The sequence below is a fragment of the Nitrosomonas communis genome (assembly GCF_001007935.1).
Lineage (GTDB): Bacteria > Pseudomonadota > Gammaproteobacteria > Burkholderiales > Nitrosomonadaceae > Nitrosomonas > Nitrosomonas communis.
In genome coordinates this window covers 2,843,007-2,863,822 of record NZ_CP011451.1, presented here as the reverse complement: position 1 = coordinate 2,863,822, position 20,816 = coordinate 2,843,007, and the positions used below count along the sequence as shown (strand labels likewise).

Genomic DNA, 20,816 nt, shown 5'->3' with positions numbered 1-20,816 from the left:
AACGAGAAGATAACAACCCGAATCACCTTGAATTTAGAAAAATTTAATTATTGGACAGAAAAACTTTGAGAATCAAGTGAAATTGCCCTCCTGGTTGAATTGATTTGCTTTTTTTAGGTATTTTTAGAGGTGCCCTTAAAGATTTTGAGGAAGCCAAAATACTGCAAGAGACGGGGGAGAGCCTTGGAGAGGGAGATGAGCGTAGTGTGGCCGATTTGCTGACTGATCAAGTAGAGTTCAGCGATGTTATCCTGATCAATAAGATCGATTTAGTGACTTCAGACACGTTAACAAAATTACGTGGTATTTTATGCAGTCTCAATACGCAAGCTGAGATCATCCTGATTGAAAATGGACGGGTAGATTTAACCAAAGTGCTGAATACCTATAAATTCAATTTTGAGCGTGCCCAGCAAGCGCCGGGCTGGCTCAAGGAATTACGTGGAGAACATATTCCGGAAACAGAGGAATATGGCATCAACAGCTTTGTTTACACAGCGAGAAGGCCGTTTCATCCTCAACGTTTTTACGATTTTCTTCACCAACCCAGGACAGAGGGAAAACTGCTACGCTCGAAAGGTTATTTCTGGCTGGCAACGCGACCAGATTATGCCGGGCAATGGAATCAGGCAGGGGGTATCGCGCGCTATGGTTATGGTGGAATGTTCTGGAAAGCGGTGCCGAAGGAGCAATGGCCCACGGATGAGGACTATTTGGCATCAATCCATGAGCAGTGGGTAGAACCATTTGGGGATATGCGACAGGAACTGGTCTTTATCGGGCAGAATCTGGACGAACAAGCAATCTGTCAATGGCTAGACGAATGCCTGCTGACCGATACCGAATTTAATGCTGGCAAAGATTATTGGACGACATTGCAGGACCCATTTCCTTCTTGGGAGAGAAATTGATATGCGCGCCTCTACATTATCAACCGATTTACCCGCTCATTTTTCAATAAGACAAAGTATAAGCGTAGTAGGCCACGAACCAGAAATACTTTCGCGAGTCTATGATGACTCTGTCAAAATATGCATTTTGCAGCGTGTGCTCAGTGCCAATATCAAACAATTTATCGCGTATTTGCTGCAAGAATACGTTGGCTTCGAGCTGGCGCAGCCAATCAATATAGCGCACATAAGAGAGCGCTTGAACACATGGCTGCCCCAACATCACGCGCTTAATGCTTTTATTGAGGATGTAAGCTGGCTGGTTGAGATGTTTGCCTTCTTATTTGATTTGGAAAGCGTCGGCTTGCGGCTGAATATTCTTACTAAAACCATGTGTCCGCGTTTCCATACGGACAAAGTACCTTGCCGCTTGATCACGACTTATGCTGGCAAAGGAACGGAATGGTTAGATAACAAAACTATTGATCGTATTATGCTTGCAGCTTGCAACGAATCCAAAGAAGAGGCAGAAGCATTCGCAAAACAATACCTAATTCAGAGCTTGCAGGAAGGGGATATTGCTTTATTCAAAGGTGAGCGATGGGGAGAACAGAATGATCAGGGCGTAGTTCATCGTTCACCTGCGCTTGAGAGAAACGAAACGCGACTACTGCTTACTTTAGATTTTGCTTGAACCAGTAATGAATACTGTTTAATCATTTATTAAATCACAGGAAGTAGTGAGAAATGACTGTCGATATCGACCATATCATCCAGAAGTCTCAAGAGGCATGCGCATCAGCGGGAGTTAAACTAACCACCAAGCGCAAAAATGTGCTCATCGTGTTGCTGCGTTCCCCGATACCTCTATCCGCATATGAAATCGTGGAAAGATATAAAGTGCAGTTGAATGAAACATTGCCGGTCATGTCGGTTTACCGCATACTGGATTTTCTAATTCATGAAAAACTGGTTCATAAGCTTGAAACGGCCAGTCTGTATATAGCTTGCGCCCACATTGCCTGTGATCATCAACATGAAACCCCGCAATTTCTGATTTGTGACCGCTGCCATAGCGTTAAAGAGATCGGTGTCAAAAAGCATGTCATGGCGGAGCTCGCGCGCGGCATTCAAAACACTGGCTTTACCCTGGCCCATCAGCAACTTGAGCTGCATGGAATTTGTAATCGCTGCCAAAATGGCTCAATATAATTGACATGATTTTGAATGTGTGGAAGTGATACAAGATTATTTTAATTTCCTATCCTCGGAAGAATTGCATCAACAAGCAGTAAATGATGATTAGGAGCAGGACCTCCCATATTGACACTGCCGATAAAAGCGCTGCAATAGGCGACCTTTGATGAGGAGAATAATGACGCAAAGAGAGAAAAAATGAGTAAATTTACGGGATTTCATGAAACCTCGAAGTCCGCAATAGTCCACATGAACACTCTCAAATACTCGAGAGCAGGCACAAAAAACCAACTGAGTAAAGGGTTGGATTTGGGTATTGGTTATAATTAGGGGAGATGAACACTTATACGTAAGATTGCTAACAGATGTGGAAAGTTAGCGGTTCCTTGAGATTAATGACGATAGTAGGAGAGTGAATGGTGATTTACTGCACACCTAATTGACCAATGAAATATTCAACAAATGATAGGCCGAGTCTAGTTTTGAAGAATAGCAAACCTGTTCATCTGAAACGTACGCTTTTGCGGTCAATGCAACAAGCCATCAAATCAAATCCTCATCGCGGAACTGTCGCTGGATCACTAATATTTTATCGAGATTGTTGATCAATGCATTGACGCAATCACGGTCCAGTTTGGCATTCGACATTTTCTGCAAGACTGCAAAGGCTTCGTCATTCGTCCATGCTGCTTTGTATACGCGGCGCGATGTCAATGCATCAAACACATCTGCAACGGCGCTGATGCGTGCTTCAATTGGAATCTCATCGCCTTTCAAACCTTTGGGATAGCCACTACCATCGATCGCTTCATGGTGATATTCCGCAATATTGCGCAAAATATCGACATGACCAAAAGTACCTAAACTGAAGTCTTTCAGCACGGCATCGACAATTTCGCGGCCTTTTCCCGGGTGCGTTTTCATGACATCGAATTCACTATCGTCAAGCCGACCGGGTTTGCGCAGAATGTTATCCGGAATGCCGATCTTGCCCACATCATGCATCGGTGAAAACAAAAAAATATGCTCAATCTGCTCATCCGTAATGTCATAGTTATATTTACTGGCAAGTTCGTGAGCAATCAGGCGTGCGTAGTGCGCGGTGCGATCGATATGCGAACCGGTCTCCAAGTCACGATAGTGCGTCATGCTGCGCGCTGCGCGTACTGCGGCAATGAGCGTGCGAATAGCCGTCAGTTCATTGATCACCATCAGCGCGATTAAATGCCCATAAATATCAATCTGACGCAATGATTGCGGGGTAAAAGGATGTTCCTGCAGCGAGTTAAAGAACAAAAAACCAATAAAGGTCCGGCTTTGATACAGCGGCATGGTGTAACTCGATTTGTACCCTTTGGCAGCGATACGCCTGGTGTGCTCATGTGTGCCTTGGGAAAAAATATTAAGATCCTGTACCAAACGAGGGCGGCGATGTTCGATGATGGCATGCAACGAAGGTGCCGAGCTGAGTGGGGCTTCATACATTGTTACGGGGCTATCATTTTCTTCAGTACTGTGCGTATAAGTTTTGAGAATTTGCGTTTTTTCATCAAATAGTGCAATTGCAAAACGATCGAGGAACGGAAAATCCTGGCGAATGATTTGATGCAAGAAACGCAGCTTTTCTGTTAATGGGATATTTTCGTGCAAATTAGCCAAGGTATCCTGATGCGTAAAAAGATCTTTTTGCTGCTGCATAATATTTCCGTTTTTCGGTTGATTAGTGCAACATTCTAAACCATTTACTAGGCAACCTATACTCAGCGCGGTAACAATTGCGGATTTTAAAGGTATTGAAGGCCTTAAATTATAAGAGTTTTTCGCATTTCTATTTTCCGCATCTGTGGCCGCGCGGAGTATATATACTACGATTGGAACTGTGCTGCGTTAACCTTTCCCAGAGATTGGTTCCCGGAACCACTGCATGTCCATATACTCAGGGCTGCCGTGACATACCCGAAGCAGCAAGGTTACTTTAAAAGAATGTGCTTATGGGACAAAAAGCGCGACGATATATGCTATTTATCGCCGTGTCTGCATTGATCAAGTTGATTGATCTAAATTGATTTTGTCGCACGCAAATTCTTGGCGGCATTAACCAAATTGGTTAGCGCCTGGGTGACCTCTTCCCATTTCCGCGTTTTGAGACCGCAATCCGGATTCACCCATAGTCGTTTAGCCGGGATGCGCTCGCCAGCCTTCTTCATCAGATTAATGATGTGTGACTCAGTCGGAATGTTCGGTGAGTGGATGTCATACACGCCTGGACCAATCTCATTGGGATATTTAAAGCTGTCAAATGCATCGAGCAACTCCATGTCGGAGCGCGAAGTTTCAATCGTAATTACATCCGTATCCATGCCGGCAATCGACGCAATAATGTCATTGAACTCTGAGTAGCACATGTGCGTATGGATCTGGGTTTCATCAGAGACACCATTGGCTGCTATACGGAACGAATCTATTGCCCAGTTGAGGTACTGCTGCCATTCTTTTTTACGCAGTGGCAGGCCTTCGCGTAGAGCTGCTTCGTCGATCTGAATGATACGCACCCCGGCCTTTTCCAGATCTAACACTTCATCGCGAATTGCCAGAGCCAGTTGATAACAGGATGCCGAGCGTGGCTGATCATCCCGCACAAAGGACCAATTCAACATGGTTACCGGGCCGGTCAGCATGCCTTTCATCGGTTTATGCGTCAGCGACTGTGCGTATTGGATCCATTCAACGGTCATCGCCTTGGGGCGGCGGATATCGCCAAACAGGATTGGTGGTTTCACGCAGCGCGAGCCATAAGACTGAACCCAGCCAAATTGACTAAAGGCATAACCTTCAAGCTGTTCACCAAAATATTCCACCATATCATTGCGTTCGGCTTCGCCATGCACCAGCACATCCAGGCCAAGAGCCTCCTGCTCGCGCACCGCATAGGCGATTTCAGCACACATGGCTGCCTTGTAGTCGGCTTCATCGAGTTCACCATTTTTGAACTGACTGCGCGCCCTGCGTATTTCGGCGGTCTGTGGGAATGAACCAATCGTGGTGGTTGGGTAGATGGGCAGATCGAGTAGGACAGCCTGTTTAGTTGTTCGTATTGCATACGGGCTCTTACGCTTGCCCAGTTCTGGAGTAATGTTGGCAGCGGCGGCCTTGACTGCCGGGTTGTTTACCCGCTGAGAGGCACGGCGTGAAGTAATAGCGGTCTGGTTTGCTGTCAGTTCTGTCTTGACCGCTTCACGACCTTCATTTAGCGCGGTCGCCAGCACTTTGAGTTCATCTAACTTTTGTAGCGCGAATGAGAGCCAGGAACGAATCTCGGGATCAAGCTTCTGTTCGCTGTCGAGGTCCACAGGAACATGCAGCAGTGAGCATGACGGTGCAATCCAGAGGCGATGGCCCAGCGTATCATGTATGGGTTTTAGCCAATCGAGCACGGCATTCAGATCAGTCTTCCAGATGTTGCGACCGTTGATTACCCCCAACGATAGTACTTTATAAGAAGACAGCAGGTTAAGTAGCGGAATAACTTCATCGCGTGCATTGATAGCATCCAAGTGAAAGCCTGCGACTGGCAGGGTAGTTGCAAGATGTAGGTTTTCCTGTAACTGTCCGAAATAACTGGCAAGGAGTAGCTTGACGCGGTTGGTTTTGAGGTGATGATAGGCAAGGGTAAGAGCGTGCTGCCAATCAGGATCGAGCTCAGTGACGAGTACAGGCTCATCCATTTGTACCCATTCTACGCCCTGTGCTGCCAATTGATCCAGCAATTCAGCATAGACTGGCAATAGTTTTTCTAGTAGCGCAAGCTTGTTGGAATTGTCCTTCGCCTTACCGAGCCATAAATAGGTGACCGGACCAATGAGTATGGGTTTGGCTTTGATCCCCTGCTTCTTAGCTTCTATTATTTGTGCGATCAGACGCGAAGCATCTAAAGAGAAGGTGGTTTTGGCGGTGAACTCAGGGACAATATAATGATAATTGGTATCAAACCATTTGGTCATTTCTCCTGCCTGTACACTGCTGCAGCAAGCACTGTGCTCTTCTGTCGTTTGGGTTGAGCGTCCTCGTGCGACCCGGAAATAGTTGTCAAGCGCATTGCCATGGAAGCTCTGAACACGCTCGGGTAGATTGCCTAGCATAAAACTCATGTCCAGTACATGGTCATAAAAAGAGTAATCACCGACCGGTACCCAGTCCAGCTTGGATTGGTTTTGCCAGTGACGTTGGCATAGCTGCGCGCCGACCATCTCAAGTTCTTCCCGGGAGGATTGTCCATTCCAGTAGGACTCAAGGGCAAATTTCAATTCACGTTTCGCGCCAATGCGTGGAAAGCCTAAATTATGAGTGGTGACCATATTACCTTACCTTTTCTTTGAAACATTTGGAAAAAAGAAAACATGGTAGATGCGTTAATTGATGAAGTAAAATGATAATATTTCAATAATCAATTAATTTTATTCATATACTATGCTCGAAAGAATTCACTTGGCTATTATTCGAGAGGTTGATCGACAAGGTTCCCTTACAGAAGCTGCGCGCGTGTTGTGCTTGACCCAATCCGCCTTGAGCCATGCAATGAAGAAACTCGAGCAGAAATTTGGCACGAATATATGGTTGCGTGAAGGGCATCGCCTCCGGCTAACCCAGGCTGGCCAGTATCTGTTGGCAGTCGCTAACCGGCTGCTGCCGCAACTGGACCATGCAGAAGAGCGCATGCGTCAATTCGCAAAGGGAGAACGCGGTACGTTACGCATCGGGATAGAATGTCATCCCTGCTATCAATGGTTGCTTAAAGTGGTATCGCCTTATTTGGCACAATGGCCAGATGTAGATGTAGATGTTAAACAGAAATTTCAGTTTGGGGGCATCGGTGCGCTGTTTGGCCATGAGATCGATTTACTGGTTACGCCAGATCCACTATACAAGCCAGGATTGCACTTTGAGCCAGTGTTCGACTACGAGCAGGTACTCGTGGTGAGTCGCCAGCATTTGCTGGCTGTGGCAACCTATGTCGAGCCGCAACAATTGAGCAGCGAAGTATTGATCACTTATCCGGTAGAAACTGATCGATTGGATATCTATACTCAGTTTTTACAGCCTGTAGGCATTAGCCCTAAACGTCATAAAATCATTGAAACGACAGACATTATGCTACAGATGGTGGCTAGCTGTCGGGGGGTAGCAGCTTTGCCGCGCTGGCTGGTAGAAGAGTATGCAAGTAAAATGGACATTGTTCCTGTGCGGCTAGGGCGGCAAGGTATAGCCAAACAGATTTTTCTTGGTATAAGAAAAACAGACACAGACGCCGGGATTGATTACTTAACAGCTTTTATCGAGTTAGCTCGTCAGCCAGTATGCCTGTAGGGTTGAGCGAGAAGGAATAACATTTGCTTGTTGAAATCTTCAAACATTCGAATCCAGACCAAAGGGTTCGTTATTCTGCGAAAACGGAGTATCGTTGAAAGAACATTCACACGACTCGACATTAACAGAAAGTGGGCTGTATTTTCTGAGCGTTAGCCCGGATATTGCACGAGCATCAAAAATAAGCGTAAATTTGCCAGAGATCCTTTTTCAAGTGGATAAATCGGATTTCTATTCAGAATTTGTTGCGATGAAATGTGCTTTTCTGCACATTTTGGTGAAAATGATGACAGAAAAGAGATTTTTCTCTGTTGACAGGCGCAGCCCATCCACCCCATAGCTATTTTATGCGGTAAACGGAAGTGCATAATCCTGGGAATGAGTTATCGAGAAGTCAGCATGGCTGCGACTTGGAAGAATAGTTTCTGATAAGGACAGCTGCTTGCAAGTAAAAAGCGAATACGGCGGGTATTGGTAGCATAACGGCACCCATTTTAATCAGCTTAAGGCGCATGTGCTCACATAGGCTTGAGCCAGTTCGGTGCCTTGCAGGGCAAGGCGCCGGATGGTTTCCTGCAGGATGTAGGCCAGCGAGGACAGGAGTAGACGAAATTGATTTGACCACCACCGATGGCAACTGGTACGGTCTGCAAGTAAATCAAGCTGTTGTTCCTTGATGCGGTTTTCCATTTCACCGCGTGCGGAATAGAGCTTATCATAGAGAAATTGCGGTTTGCCTATCAGATTGGTAACGACATGACGGGGATGACTGCCTTTGTCAGTATGTTCGATTTTAACAATGATGCGCCGTGTCCGTTGCCAGCTCCTGGCAGCATAGTGAAATTCGTCAAACCAGCGTACCTTTTTATTTGATAGGGCATACTGCTTCTCTGCCGCTTGCTGCCATTGCGCTGATCTCATTCAATCGCTTGTTCTGGGCGACCCCCACGAGGTAGCCCACATCATGACGCTCATACCATGCCAGCATTCTGTGGCGGCAGAAACCACTGTCACCTCGAAAAATGATACTAACTGCAGGCCAGCTTTGCCTGAACCGCTTTACCAGCCATGACAGGATAGCCCACGCATGCTTTGCCCCATCAATATTGTCTGGCCGCAGGTAGCTTACCAGCAGTTGATCCTGGCAGAACACATACAATGGCAAAAAATTCCTTTTCTTTACTCAGCATAGATAACTGAATTATAAAGAATTATTGAGGAATCGCCACTTCTCTTTGTGCAATATTGGGGCTAAATAGCCAGCAGGTTCAAAAGATTCTCTGGCTATTTCTTGATCATAAATTGCGCACAATTACTTGGAATCATCATCATCTAATGCACGAAAAAAAGCAGACAGTGGAGCAATATCTGTACTTCATATGAGCTCTAGCCAGATCGAGCAAGGTATTTTGCAATTGATTTTTCCAAGTTAGCGTACATGTGGTGCTGATTTGTTCTGACTCAGTGAAGAAAAGCTTCATGCTTTCAATTTTTTGTAGGCCCAAACACTTACTGTATTGGATATAGCCGGAATAACTTCTCTATGAAACTTCCTAACTCATTTAATAAACAGGGCATTAGGGGTTTGTAAAAAGATTTTTAACATTTCTTTGTATTCTCAATAAGCCGGTTCGTCTAATCTAGTATGAATAAGAAGCATTCTTATTTAGAAGAATTAAAAAATCCTATTTGTTTATAAATCTGAGGGTGTGCTATGACGAATTGCTTTGATCGCGAAGATGGTGTTTTTCGCGTTTTAGTCAATCATGAAGAACAATATTCTATTTGGCCGGAATGGAAAGCAATTCCTGGTGGTTGGCAGGATACCGGTGTGCTAGGCGACAAAAAGACCTGTCTCGATCATATTGAGAAAGTCTGGACTGATATGCGTCCGCTCAGTTTGCGGCTTTTTATGGATAACCAGGTTTAGAGCAATATATCTATGCGCAAATCACTCACCCTGTTCTGTTTACCGTGTGCAGGCGCGGGTAGTGCTATGTACCTCCGCTGGCGACGGTTACTATCTTCCTGGATAACGGTGCAGCCGATCGAGTTGCCAGGGCGTGATAGCCGGATAGATGAATTCCCTGAAGAAAATTATCTAGCGCTGACTGAATGCTTAAGCAATGAGCTTGTGCCCATATTGCCCGAAAATTATGCCTTTTTTGGACATAGCATGGGCGCCTTGCTAGCTTATGGGATTACCCACCGCTTGTCTGCTCAGAAATTACCGCTTCCCACTGCATTGGTCGTTTCAGGTTGCGCAGCACCCAATCGCCAGGATAGCGAGCGCTATAGCAAAATACAGGGTGAGTCAGCATTGATCGCAGAACTAAGAAAACAGGCAGGTACACCGGAAGAAGTGTTCAATCATCCGGAATTGCTGGCGATGACGCTGGATTTATTGGCAATCGATTACCGGCTATGTGGGAGCTTCCAGCATGTGGAGCTACCGCCTTTGCCCATTCCCATCCATGTTTTTGGCGGGCGTGCGGATGAGATTGAAGCGGCAAAGCTGGATGATTGGCGACTGGCAGGTGCTCAAGCGTTCACCTTGGATTGGTTTGAGGGTGGTCATTTCTTTCTTCGTCAGTCTGAAGAAGTATTTCTGCACACTCTGGTAAAGCGTCTGACAGAAAGTTTAAGTGGAGTCCCTCATGAAGCACCTGAAGTGCCTGCAATTGCCTGAAACGATGCCTATTGGAGTCGATGTTTGGTTGCTCGAGTTCGATTTCGATTCGAAGCAGCTTGCTGTTGACTGGGCATTGCTGAGCGCTGAAGAAAAAGCGCGCGCACTTCGCTTTCGTCAACTGCGGGACCGGGTGCGCTTTATTGCGACACGTGCAGCGCTCCGCCGTCTGCTGGCGGAATGTGTGATGGCGCCACCTCAGACATTACGCATTGTAACGAACAGCTTTGGTAAGCCGTACTTGCCAGCGCATTCCGGCATCGAGTTCAACGTTTCCCATGCTGATAATTTTGCTTTGATTGCGTTATCTACTCATGGGGAAGTGGGTGTCGATATTGAGCAGTGTCATCGGGATGTTGCCAATCTGGGGGCGCATGTGCTTTCTTCGGTAGAACGGGCGTGGAGAATCTGGTCAAGCAAGAACTTCATTGAGCTGTGGGTCGTGAAAGAATCGGTGCTGAAAGCATTGGGATGTGGCATTTCCGAATACCTGCCAGCCATAACTGTTCTGCCAAATCATGATGGCAGCTATCGTATTACCCACGATCAAACTGAATGGGCAGAAGTCAACGCCTGGTCAATTAGTGTACCCATTCACTACGCGGCAGCATTAGCATTGACCCATAAAAGTCAATCGCTAGCAAAGCGCCAGCCTTTTCTATCCTAATTAATCCCAGAAGCAATGAAGTATGCAAAACCAGGCTGGGTTAATAATTTTTCAGTGAAGCATGCATTTATTTTAAGTATTAATCATGAATACAAGACTGATTCCTTCTCGCAGTTATCCTGACAATATTGTGATGCATCTGCAAACGCTCGCTCGTGAGCGACCGACAGATATAGCTCTGATCGTAGTGAGTGCGAATGGCGATACACTCATTGACAAACAGTTCGATTATGTTTCGCTCAATTTGTATGTCAGGGCTGTTGCCGCTGTTTTACAGGATCGATTCGATCAAGGTGATCGAATACTATTGTTAATGGATAACGATGAACATTATGTAGTCGGTTTCCTTGCCTGTCTTTATGCAGGGATGATCGCGGTACCAGTTTTTCCACCCGAATCAATGCGGGAGCAACATCTGACAAGGCTGCTCGCAATTGCAACCGATGCAAAGGCGCGATGCATTCTGACGACTAGCGAAATTATACCGCTGATTAGCGAGGCAGCGATTACGCAATTGGCAGACGCTGATATTCTAGCGGTTGACGCCATAATGAAAAATAACAGGTTTGGTATGGCGTCCGCATGGCATGAGCGCATGCCGGAGAAAGATGAGATTGCTTTTCTGCAATATACTTCTGGATCGACTTCTACACCCAAAGGTGTAATGGTCAGTCATCATAATCTAATGATCAATGCCCGGGTTTTTGAAGAAGGCATGTCGATCGGGGAGAACGATATCTTCGTCAGTTGGCTGCCGCTTTACCATGATATGGGATTGATTGGGGGATTATTGCAGCCGTTACACCGAGGAATTCCGGCAATACTTATGACGCCACAGTTTTTTATCGAACGTCCTGTGCGCTGGCTAGAAGTCATTTCACGCTATCGCGCCACAGTAAGTGGCGCACCTAATTTTGCCTTTCAGTTATGTATCGAGCGCGTGAGAAGCTCGCAATTGCAGGGACTCGATTTATCGACCTGGCGTGTTGCCTTCTCGGGTGCCGAGCCCGTGCGCAGAGACACGATGCGTGCTTTTATCGAGCGTTTTAGTGCACTTGGATTTCCGGCTGGCACTATTTATCCCTGCTACGGTTTGGCTGAAGCGACACTGTTCGTGACGGGAGGTGTGCGTGGAGAAGGCATGATAGTGCATGAATTTTTGCCCGACAAGCTGGCACAAGGTCAAGCAGAGGTGGCGACGCAAGGTGTCCCGATCGTTGCCTGTGGTTTTCCTGCTTCCAATCATTCGGTAAAAATCATGCAACCTGAAAAGCAGATTCCGCTGGCAGACGGTCACGTCGGCGAAATTTGGACGGATGGGCTCAGCCTCGCACAAGGCTACTGGCAGCGTCCACAGGAAACTGCTGAAACCTTTGTTGATCATGAAGGCGCACGCTGGTTACGTACCGGTGATCTGGGTTTTATCCATGCGCGCCAGTTATACATCATGGGGCGACTCAAAGATCTCATCATTATTCGTGGACAAAATATTTATCCCCAGGACATTGAGTTAGTTATCGAGGAAGAAGTGGATGCTGTACGTAAAGGGCGGATTGCGGCATTTTCAGTCGAAGGAAAAGAAGGGGAAGGGATCGGTGTTGCAGTGGAAGTGTCACGCAACATGCAGAAACTCGTTTCTGCCGAGGCTCTGGTGGCAGCCCTCAGCGAGGTAGTCAGTGCAATTTGTCATGAGCCCTTGTCTGTAGTGGTACTGCTAAACCCTGGTGCACTTCCCAAAACTTCGAGTGGCAAGTTACAACGCTCAGCTTGCCGTCAAGGTTGGCGCGAGCGCACGCTGGATGCTTATGCCATCTACGAATATGGTCATTTTGTGCTCGGTGGGAGCAAACCGCTCCCTTGTCTGTTGGAAGATGAAACAGAGCTTGCTTTGGCAGCTATTTGGGAAACTGTGCTGCACCGTACGGGATTGAAGCGTGGAGATCATTTCTTTGCTATTGGGGGTAATTCACTTTCTACTGTTCAGGTCGTAGCGCACATTTCAGATCGTTGGCATATTCCGTTTCTTCCGCGTAATCTATTTCAGCACCCACGACTGCAAGAGTGTGCTGCGGAAATTAAGCGTTTGGCATCTTTGAAGGAAGTTTCACAAGAAGCCAATACGTGTCGCCTTATGCCTATGCGGAATGAGCACTATAGCTTGCCATTATCTTACGGCCAACAGCGTCTTTGGTTTCTTTGGCAACTCGATCCTGACACCACGGCCTATCACGTTCAGCATGCGCTGCGATTATCAGGGATGTTGGATAAACAAGCGTTTGTTGCGAGCTTTCAGGCATTGATCGAACGGCATGAATCATTACGCACCTTATTTCGTATCAGTACGGAAGGCGTGGTCGAGCAAGTAATACAATCGACATCGTCATTAGCAATAACGGATGTCGATTTGTTGGATTGGGATGTTACGCAGCGTGAAGAGCAAGCGACAGCGGAAGCGCAGCACATCATTTTGATGCCCTTTGATTTGACGCAAGGCCCTTTGCTACGAGTGGCATTGATCCGGGTAGCTGAGTACGAATATATTCTCGTTATTGTCATGCACCATATCATTGCCGATGGTGTGTCCATGCAAATCTTGTTGAATGAGTTTGCAGCTTATTATCAGGCGTATATCCAAGGAAAACCAGCTCAACTCGCTCATTTACCTATTCAGTATGTAGACTACACGGTTTGGCAACAAAAATGGCTTGAAGCAGGCGAAAAGGAAAAGCAGCTCGCTTACTGGCGAAGTTACCTAGGTGAGTCACATCCGGTTTTAACATTGCCAACTGATCGAGTACGACGGCCTGTAACGAGTTACCCTGCCGCACGTCACAGTTTCGATCTGCCACAAGCGGTATTGGTAAAACTTCGCCAATTCTCATTTGATCGCGGAGCGACCCTCTTTATGTCACTAATGGCCGCCTTCCAGGTATTGTTATTTCGTCATACAGGGCAACAGATTATTCGCATCGGTGTACCCGTCGCTAATCGCCACCGTATCGAAACGATGAGCCTGATCGGTTTTTTCGTCAATACACAGGTCTTACAGAGTCAATTGCATGGGCGTATGCCGCTTGCTGAACTGCTGGATCAAGTGCGGGAGGATGCGATCAATGCCCAGGCTCACCAGGATTTGCCATTCGAACAACTGGTCGAAGCACTGCATCCTCAGCGAGATTTACGCCATAATCCATTATTTCAAACTACCCTCAATCATTTACAGAAAGACTACCGTAGTTTGCAGCAATGCTCTGGACTGGCGGTTACCGATTATGTCCTTCCTGAGCAGGCAGCCCAGTTGGAACTGAGACTTGAAACCGTTGAATTACCCGATGGGAATGTATCCGCCAGTTTCATTTATGCGTCTAACCTGTTCCATCCTGCTCTGATCGAGCGCTTTACGCGCCACTATCTACAAATTTTGCAGCATCTTTCAATGCAGCCAACCATTGCCATCGGCGACATCGATTTGCTGGATGAAACGGATAAACAGCAACTTACACTCTGGGGAGGCCATCAGCAGACTTCATTCATCAACCACCCAGTTCATCATCTGATTGAGCACCAGGCAGACAGATGTCCGCACATGACGGCGGTAATCTCGGGTGATATCGAGCTGAGTTATGCCGAGCTCAATCGTCGGGCGAATAAGCTCGCCCATCGGCTCATCGACTTGGGTGTCAAACCTGAAGTGCGGGTAGGCGTTGCACTCGAGCGAAGTTCCGTCGAGTTGATTATAGGGCTTGTGGCTATTCTAAAAGCAGGGGGGGCGTATATACCGTTTGACCCTGAGTATCCTAATGATCGTCTGGCTTATATGATGGAAGACAGTAGGACTCGACTGTTGTTAACTCAATCTTATCTCAGCGAGCGATTGCCTTACCGCGAAGGGATACAGATCCTCGAACTTGATACGCTTGATCTGAGTGCAGTAAATGAAATTAATCCTGATATTACCTTACATAGCGACCATCTCGCTTATGTGATTTACACCTCGGGGTCGACTGGTCGACCTAAGGGCGTGGCGGTTTCTCATGGTCCGCTAGCCATGCATTTATCTGCTATCAAAAAAATCTATGGGATCCAACAGGGCGATCACGAATTAATGTTTTTTTCGATGAATTTCGATGCAGCAGCAGAGCAGTGGATGGGACCGCTGACTGAAGGGGCGACGCTGGTGCTTTCTTCTAATCATCATTTGGCAGGAAAGGGTTTTGTTGAGCTGATCGAGCGGCACAAAATAGCGATCCTGCACCTTCCTCCTGCTTATTTGCGCTTATTACTCCCTCAAATTGATCGTACCCGGCAATGGGTGCGTACCTGTATAGCAGGGGGTGAAGCATGGTATGCAGCAGATGTGATCGCGGCTCGTGCGATATTTCAGAAAGCTCGTTTGGTGAATGCTTATGGCCCAACTGAAACAGTGGTCACACCAACCGCATGGATTGATCAGAGCAATGAGAATGCGTTAACGTCAGTGATCGGTGAATTCGCACCGATCGGCCAGCCGGTGGGTGAACGCACGCTCTATGTGCTTGATGCTGAGCTCAAGCTTGTGCCACCCGGCACAGCCGGTGAGCTTTATATTGGAGGGAAAGGATTGGCGCGCGGTTATCTCGATCGTCCCGCTTTGACTAGTGAACGCTTTGTAGCTAATCCATTCGATCAGTCGGGAGGCCGTCTTTATCGGACAGGAGATTTAGTGCGCTGGCGAGACGATCGACAGCTTGAGTATCTCGGTCGCCTTGATGATCAGATCAAGCTGCGTGGTTTTCGTGTCGAATTGGGAGAAATCGAGGCACGCTTGCTCACGTTAGCCGGGATACGTGAAGCTGCGGTGATTGCCCACGAGGGACGTCATGGTCTCCGCCTGCTTGCCTATGTCGTTTTGCACGACAATACTCAATTAAACGCGTCACTATTAAAAACAGCGCTGACAGCTACGCTGCCGGACTACATGATACCCAGCCAGTTCATTTTCCTGGATATGCTGCCTCTTAATCCGAACGGCAAGCTAGACCGGAAAGCGCTACCTTCCCCTGAACAGTTTGATACACCGGATTATGACCCACCTGTCAATCTGATGGAAAAAACCATTGCAGAAATCTGGGCTGAAGCCCTAGAAATGCCTCAAGTCGGTTTGCACAACAACTTTTTTGATTTGGGAGGGCATTCACTGCTGTTGATCAAAATCAAGCAAAAGCTGGAAGAACATTTAGCCAAGCAGATTGCCATGGTTGATTTGTTCAAATATACCACCGTTGCCAGTCTGGCAAAATTTCTGAGTCAAGGGAAAACAGGTACAGCTTCCTTATCACGCCACCAGGCGCGTGCGCAGCGGCAACGTGGCGCTTTCATTCAACGGAAACAAGAGAGGATACAGTAATGGATAATCCTGAAAAAATACTGGAAGATGCAGAACTTGATATCGCCATAATCGGAATGGCATGCCGTTTCCCCGGCGCGAACGATATCGAGTCTTTTTGGCGCAATCTGCGAGAGGGCGTCGAATCCATCACTTTCCTCAGCGATGAAGAACTGCATGCACGCGGTGTGCCAGCGGAGGTATTGAATGACCCCCATTACATAAAAGCGGTTGCTCAGCTGGATGATATCGATTGCTTCGATGCGTCTTTTTTTGGTTATACCCCGCGGGAAGCTGCGGAGACCGATCCGCAGCATCGGCTTTTCCTGGAAGTGGCATGGCAAGCTTTGGAGGATGCCGGCTATGATCCTTCGCGGTATACCGATCCAATCGGTGTATACGCAGGATGCGGCGTGAATACTTATCTGCTGCTTAATTTGCTATCGAGCGGGCGCAGAATGGACAAGCAAGATATTTCTTCGCTGCAGGGGTTGATGAATGGTAACAATAAAGATTCCATGACGACGACCGTCGCGTATAAGCTCAACTTACGCGGACCTGGGATCACCGTCCAAACTGCGTGCTCCACTTCGCTTGCCGCGACACATGTTGCTTGCCGTGCCCTGCTTAATCATGAGGCCGACATGGCCATTGCAGGCGGCGCTTGGGTTAACTTGCTGCATGAAGATGGCTATTACTATCAACCCGGCGCCATTCTTTCACCCGATGGGCATTGCCGTGCATTTGACGCAAAGGCTGCAGGAACAGTAATTGGCAGTGGTGTCGGTATCGTAGTATTGAAGCGGTTGTCAGATGCTTTAGCAGACGGGGACGCTATTCATGCAGTAATCAAGGGATCGGCGATCAATAACGATGGCTCAGCCAAAGTAGGCTATACCGCTCCGAGTGTAGAAGGGCAAACGGAAGTGATTCTGGCTGCCCAAGCCATTGCTGGCATTTCTGCCGATACGATCAGTTATGTGGAGGCGCACGGAACAGGTACGACACTCGGTGACCCGATCGAGATCGCAGCTTTGACGCAGGCATTTCGTGAAAGTACTGATCAACGCAGGTTTTGTGCCATCGGCTCGGTCAAGACCAATGTGGGGCATCTCGATTCAGCTGCTGGAGTAGCCGGGCTGATCAAGACTGTCCTTTCATTGAAACATCAGATGTTGCCTCCAAGCCTGAATTTTGAGCAGCCCAATCCGCAAATCGATTTTGCATCCAGTCCTTTTTACGTCAATACTGAATGCAGAATTTGGCCAGAACAATCCACATCACGGCGCGCCGGGGTCAGCTCGTTCGGTATCGGTGGCACCAATGTGCATATGATTGTTGAGGAAGCACCCAACCGTATCCCTTCGGGTGCATCGCGCGATTGGCAGCTGCTCGTGTTGTCGGCGCGCAGTCAAGAAGCATTGGAGCGAGCCACGAATCGATTGCAGCAGCACCTTGAAGCTCATTTAGAGCAGCCGTTAGCTGACGTTGCTTATACGCTGCAGGTCGGGAGAAAACAATTTGCTCAGAGGGCAATTGCGCTTTGTCATGATCACGAGGATGCCATTACATTATTGCAAAACAGAGAGAGTGAACGCTTTCTTATTCAATACAATGTAGTCGAGCACCGGTCTGTAATATTTTTGTTTCCAGGGCAAGGCGCACAATACATCGATATGGCGCGGGATCTTTATCAAAAGGAGCCTGTCTTCCGCCAGCAATTTGATCAATGTCTGCAATTGCTGCGGCCGCACCTTGATTTCGATCTTCTTGCCATTCTGTACCCAGGTTCGGATGAAACCAATAGATTGGCAGCTTCCTCGCGGCTCGAACAAACTGAAGTCACACAACCTGCCTTGTTCGTTATTGAATATGCCTTAGCACAATTGTGGATGTCATGGGGAATCCAGCCTGCATCGATGATTGGTCATAGCGTAGGCGAATATGTGGCTGCTTGTTTAGCGGGTGTATTTTCTTTGCAGGATGCCCTGAGCTTGGTAGCCTTGCGTGGGCGCTTGTTACAGCAAATGGAAACAGGCGCCATGCTGGCTGTTATGCTATCCGAAGCAGAACTCGCATCCTACCAGTTCGAAGGATGTGATCTGGCAGCGATCAATGGACCGGCACTTTGTGTATTGTCCGGTCCGCTTGCGGCGATCGAAGCAGCTGAAAGAAAATTGGCTGCACACAATGTCAGCTACCGAAGGCTGCATGTTTCGCATGCCTTTCATTCGCATATGGTAGAACCACTGCTGCCAGCTTTTATTGAGCAGGTCGCTCAGGTTAAACGTCAATCGCCTAAAATTCCATTTTTCTCTAACTTGAGCGGTGATTGGATTACACCTCAAGAAGCGATAGATCCGCATTATTGGGGACAACATGTACGTGGGACGGTGCGCTTTAATGATGGTTTGCACACATTGATGGCTGATCCGGCACAAGTATTAGTTGAGGTTGGACCGGGAGAAACGTTGACGACACTCGCGCAACGTCATCCGTTGGCAAATCCCGGGCAGCTTATTTTGTCATCTTTACCCCATCCCAATAAAAGCCATTCGGCACAGAAGCACCTATATCTCACACTCGGCAAGCTATGGTTAAATGGCGTGGCTATCGATTGGAAGCAATTTTATGCGCATGAACGCCGATATCGCGTACCGTTACCAACCTATCCTTTTGATCGTCAATCCTACTGGATCAAAGCCGATGATGAGCAATCCGAATCAAAAGCCGGTGTGCAGCCGACTTTAGCAGCAAGGAAACGGGAACAGACTTTCGCACAGTCGATAAATGGATGGCTCTATGTACCGTCCTGGCAGCGCACTGAACAAATTGACTTCGATAGCTTCCATCCGGAGCAAGCCGGTACTTATTTGATATTCAGCGATGAATATTTAATAGGAGAAGCGTTAGCTAGTCATTTACGTCTATTTGGAATTGAGCCTATCGAAGTTTTTGCTGGTACCACCTATCAGCGAGAAAGTTCGCATCGCTATCGGATTTCTCAGGAAAATTCTCGCGATTTCGACCAGTTACTACAGTCGATACGCGCAGAAGGTAAAACGATCGGTCATATTTTTTATCTTTGGAGTCTGAGTACGGAGGATAAAGCTGAGTCTCAGACAAGCAGTATGAACAGCAATTTCTATAGTCTGTTCTATCTTGCAAGAGCATTGGAGGCTACTCAGGCATTCGCTCCTTCAGCTAAAAAAATCAGTATTTCCATGGTGACGAATCAAATGGAGGATGTTACCGGTAGCGAAATATTGTGTCCCGAAAAGGCTTTGATCTACGGACCATACAAAGTCATTCCACAGGAATATTCAAATGTTACTTGCCGCCTGATCGATATTGACTTTCAGGTAAAGGGTATTATGGTTCCACTGCAGTTGGCTAGGCAGATTCTGGCTGAGTCGCAAACGGATGCCCGAAAGGCTGTGGTTGCTTATCGGGGACCTCATCGCTGGCTTCAATGTTTCGAACCTCTGCAACCTTCTACCATCGTAAAGAACCGCTTCAAATCAGGTGGGGTTTATCTGATTACCGGCGGATTAGGTGGCGTCGGCCTGACACTGGCAGAACATTTGGCACGTACTCAACAAGCTAAATTGGTGCTACTGGGGCGTTCTCCTGTCCCTGCACGCGAACGCTGGCTGGAGATTCTGTCGGGAATTGGCAAAGACAGCGCATTAGGTAGAAAGCTGGAAAAAATCAGGCAGCTGGAAGCATTAGGTGCGGAAATCCTGGTCGTGAATGCGGATATGGGTAGTCAGAGTGAATTAGAGGCGGCAGTGACACAGGCACGGCAATATTTCGGTGCGATTAATGGTGTGATCCATGCTGCGGGTGAATTCAGCGGTGGATTAATCTCTGCCAAATCGGATGAAGCGATAGCACGAGTATTTGCACCTAAAATAAATGGAATGCGCGCGTTGCAAGCAGTTTTCAAGGATGATCCACTCGATTTCATGCTGTTATGCTCATCACTAGCTACGATCGCGGGCGGACTCAATAAAATCGATTATTGTGCTGCTAACGCTTATTTGGATGCGGTGGCGCGCGCCGCTTACCGTGAATCTGCCTATCCGGTCATTTCAGTTAATTGGGATAGCTGGCGGGAAGTTGGTATGGCTGCAAACATGGACATGCCAGAGGGCGTAGGAATTGAACCGCAAGCAGGCGCAGCAGTGTTCGAACGGATCGTGAACGGTCCGCATATGCCTCAAGTAATCGTTTCGCCGAACGATTTGCATACTCTGCTGAGCCAAACACAGCACGACTTGGTTGCGCAAACGTTTGCTTTTACGGCGCCCAGTCCCGGTAAGACAGGAAGATTTTCGAGACCAACGTTGTCAACGGCATTCAAATCTCCCGAAAGTGAGCTGGAAATGAACATTGCAGAGATTTGGCAAAACATGCTCGGAATTGATGCCATTGGCGTGGACGATAATTTATTTGAATTAGGGGGTGATTCGCTATTGGGGATACAACTGCTTTCCAGAATCCGGACTGGTTTTTCCGTCGATTTGCATCCAGCCGATTTCTTCAGATCGCCTACGATCGCGAGTTTGGCGGCATTAATTGAGACCAAACTGCTCGATGAAATCGAATGCTCATAAGCAATTCTCCATATTAATTCATAAC

General features: G+C 47.4%; 12 protein-coding genes and 1 pseudogene. 10 read left to right on the top strand and 3 right to left on the bottom strand.

Translation table 11 applies throughout. The features are described 5' to 3' along the window. The first annotated feature begins 104 nt into the window (after nt 1-104). The 3 genes from AAW31_RS12935 to AAW31_RS12925 are packed head-to-tail and all read left to right on the top strand — an operon-like array spanning nt 105 to nt 2,102. Complete coding sequence (locus tag AAW31_RS12935) at nt 105-911, top strand: GTP-binding protein (protein ID WP_200899632.1); 807 nt, start codon at nt 105-107, stop codon at nt 909-911. Between the two features lies 1 nt (nt 912). Further along, complete coding sequence (locus tag AAW31_RS12930) at nt 913-1,584, top strand: DUF1826 domain-containing protein (RefSeq protein WP_046850533.1); 672 nt, start codon at nt 913-915, stop codon at nt 1,582-1,584. Nucleotides 1,585-1,637: 53 nt separating this feature from the next. Beyond that, entirely contained in the window at nt 1,638-2,102 is a 465-nt protein-coding gene (locus AAW31_RS12925) for a Fur family transcriptional regulator (protein WP_046850532.1), read from the top strand. Between the two features lie 528 nt (nt 2,103-2,630). Here the strand turns inward: AAW31_RS12925 and AAW31_RS12920 are convergent. After that, entirely contained in the window at nt 2,631-3,785 is a 1,155-nt protein-coding gene (locus tag AAW31_RS12920; RefSeq protein WP_046850531.1) for an HD domain-containing phosphohydrolase, read from the bottom strand. A 359-nt stretch (nt 3,786-4,144) separates the two neighbouring features. Continuing rightward, nucleotides 4,145-6,442, bottom strand: coding sequence for a 5-methyltetrahydropteroyltriglutamate--homocysteine S-methyltransferase (gene metE, locus AAW31_RS12915; RefSeq protein ID WP_046850530.1), 2,298 nt, complete (start codon nt 6,440-6,442; stop codon nt 4,145-4,147). Between the two features lie 112 nt (nt 6,443-6,554). On the opposite strand from metE, the gene AAW31_RS12910 reads away from it, so the two are divergent. Next, nucleotides 6,555-7,451, top strand: coding sequence for a LysR family transcriptional regulator (locus tag AAW31_RS12910; protein WP_046850529.1), 897 nt, complete (start codon nt 6,555-6,557; stop codon nt 7,449-7,451). Between the two features lie 94 nt (nt 7,452-7,545). After that, nucleotides 7,546-7,791, top strand: a complete 246-nt coding sequence (locus AAW31_RS21415) for a hypothetical protein (RefSeq protein ID WP_158441522.1) — start codon at nt 7,546-7,548, stop codon at nt 7,789-7,791. 158 nt (nt 7,792-7,949) lie between these two features. Here AAW31_RS21415 and AAW31_RS23715 read toward each other — a convergent pair. After that, nucleotides 7,950-8,604 (bottom strand): annotated as a pseudogene (locus AAW31_RS23715) (IS1380 family transposase). 561 nt (nt 8,605-9,165) lie between these two features. On the opposite strand from AAW31_RS23715, the gene AAW31_RS12895 reads away from it, so the two are divergent. The 5 genes from AAW31_RS12895 (at nt 9,166) to AAW31_RS12875 (ending at nt 20,791) form a co-directional block, all read left to right on the top strand. After that, nucleotides 9,166-9,381 (top strand): MbtH family protein, encoded by a 216-nt coding sequence (locus AAW31_RS12895; RefSeq protein ID WP_046850527.1) that lies wholly within the window; start codon nt 9,166-9,168, stop codon nt 9,379-9,381. Nucleotides 9,382-9,393: 12 nt separating this feature from the next. Beyond that, a complete protein-coding gene (locus AAW31_RS12890; RefSeq protein ID WP_046850526.1) occupies nt 9,394-10,140 on the top strand; it encodes a thioesterase II family protein in 747 nt (248 codons plus the stop codon). Beyond that, nucleotides 10,109-10,807 carry a 4'-phosphopantetheinyl transferase family protein gene (locus AAW31_RS12885; protein ID WP_052752250.1) on the top strand — a complete coding sequence of 233 codons (699 nt, stop codon included), beginning with the start codon at nt 10,109-10,111 and terminating at the stop codon, nt 10,805-10,807. The genes AAW31_RS12890 and AAW31_RS12885 overlap by 32 nt, the downstream gene beginning before the upstream one ends. An 85-nt stretch (nt 10,808-10,892) precedes the next feature. Then, nucleotides 10,893-16,193, top strand: coding sequence for a non-ribosomal peptide synthetase (locus AAW31_RS12880; RefSeq protein WP_046850525.1), 5,301 nt, complete (start codon nt 10,893-10,895; stop codon nt 16,191-16,193). Beyond that, a complete protein-coding gene (locus tag AAW31_RS12875) occupies nt 16,193-20,791 on the top strand; it encodes a type I polyketide synthase (protein WP_046850524.1) in 4,599 nt (1,532 codons plus the stop codon). The genes AAW31_RS12880 and AAW31_RS12875 overlap by 1 nt, the downstream gene beginning before the upstream one ends. The last annotated feature ends 25 nt before the right edge of the window (nt 20,792-20,816 follow it).